Annotated in this window: 1 protein-coding gene and 1 pseudogene; one reads left to right on the top strand and one right to left on the bottom strand. The window is 72.4% G+C overall.

Annotated features, from left to right (window positions below; all coding sequences use genetic code 11):
• Positions 1-1,283: DNA repair protein RadA (gene radA / locus ABZ281_RS46160; RefSeq protein WP_356664465.1), on the bottom strand; the 1,283-nt coding region annotated here is incomplete at its 3' end.
• Between the two features lie 196 nt (positions 1,284-1,479).
• Between radA and ABZ281_RS46155 the strand changes: the two are divergent.
• Positions 1,480-1,869, top strand: a pseudogene (locus tag ABZ281_RS46155) (hypothetical protein); the annotation flags it as partial.

Genomic DNA, 1,869 nt, shown 5'->3' with positions numbered 1-1,869 from the left:
GGGACCAGCGCGTGCGTGAAGCCCAGACGGTGGGCTTCGGCCAGTCTGCGCTGCACTCCGGTGACCCGTCTCACCTCGCCCGCGAGGCCCACTTCGCCGATCGCGACGAGGTTCTTGGGGAGAGGTGTGTCACTCGCCGCGCTAGCCAGGGCGAGGGCGACGGCCAGGTCGGCTGCGGGCTCCGAAAGCTTCACACCGCCGACCGTCGCGGAGTAGATGTCCCTTTTGCCCAAGGCGCTGATCCGCCCCCGCTGTTCCAGCACCGCGAGCATCATCGAGACGCGGGAGGTCTCCAGGCCGGAGGTGGTGCGGCGCGGGGAGGGGATCTGCGAGTCGACCGTAAGCGCCTGGACCTCGGCGACCAGCGGGCGGCGGCCCTCCAGGGTGACGGTCAGGCAGGTGCCCGGGACCGGTTCGGCCCGGCGGGTCAGGAAGAGCCCGCTCGGGTCGGCGAGGCCCGTGATGCCCTCGTCGTGCAGCTCGAAGCAGCCGACCTCGTCGGTGGTGCCGTAGCGGTTCTTGACGCCCCGCACGAGACGCAGGCGGGCGTGCCGGTCGCCCTCGAAGCTCAGGACGACGTCCACCAGGTGCTCGAGCAGGCGTGGGCCCGCGATCGCGCCGTCCTTGGTGACATGGCCCACCAGCAGTGTGGACATGCCGCGTTCCTTGGAGGCCCGGATGAGGGCTCCGGCGACCTCCCGCACCTGCGCCATGCCGCCGGGTGCGCCGTCGATCTCCGGGGACGCGACCGTCTGCACCGAGTCCATGATCAGCAGCGACGGCTTCACCGCGTCCAAGTGGCCCAGCACCGCGGCCAGATCCGTCTCTGCCGCGAGATACAGGTGGTCGTCGATGGCGCCGATGCGGTCGGCGCGCAGCCGGACCTGACTCGCCGACTCCTCGCCCGTGATGTACAGCGTGCGGTGCTCGTCGCTCGCGGACTTGGCCGCCACGTCCAGCAGGAGCGTGGACTTGCCGACGCCGGGCTCGCCCGCGACCAGGACCACCGCGCCGGGGACCAGCCCGCCGCCGAGCACGCGGTCCAGCTCGGGAACGCCGGTGGGGCGGGCGGTGGCCTGGCGGCCGTCCACCTGGCCGATGGGCAGGGCGGAGGTGGTGACCCGGCCCGGTGCCGTCGTACGCACCGCGGGCGCGCCGTACTCCTCGACCGTCCCCCAGGCCTGGCACTCGGGGCAGCGGCCGAGCCACTTCGCCGTCTGCCAGCCGCACTCCGTGCAGCGGTAGGACGGGCGGTCCTTGGTGGTCTTCGTACGGGCAGCCATGGACGAAACCGTAGCGGCCGGCACTGACATCGCGGGACCGGCCGACGGCTGCCACCTGCGCGCCAGGGGTTCGCCACCCCGCGCCAGCGGCGGAACGACCGGTTCATGTCCCCGATTGAGGGATCGTTTCACCCGTACGGATTAAAAGTGCTCAAGCCGCCTGAAGGTGCCACTCCCGGCCCCCTACGGTCGCCGAATGATGAGCAGTACTCCGGAGATCTCGACCCGCTCGGCCCGCACGGCCGGTGCCCACCGGGCGCACCGGGAGGCGCGCGACCGCGGGGCGGCGCGCACGCTGGCGCAGCAGCCGTCCGCGCGCTACGAGCCCTACCTGGACGGCCTGTTCACCTACTGCCTCTCCGTGCTGTGCGACCACGACGCCGCGACCACCTCCCTGTGCGACGTCCTCGCACTCGCCGAACGCCGCGGCCGGCACGTCCCCGAGGCACCCGACGACCGCAGGGCCTGGCTGTACGCGCTGGCCCGCTGGGCGTGCCTGCGCAAGCTGGCCGAGGCCAAGCAGAAACGTCAGAGCAGCCATGCCGCGGGCCGACATGGTCGGTCTCCCCCGTGGAGTCGGCGGCTC

The organism is Streptomyces sp. NPDC006265, assembly GCF_040613555.1.
Lineage (GTDB): Bacteria > Actinomycetota > Actinomycetes > Streptomycetales > Streptomycetaceae > Streptomyces.
The sequence above is the reverse complement of the archived record's forward strand: the minus strand, read 5'-3'. Positions and strand labels throughout refer to the sequence as shown.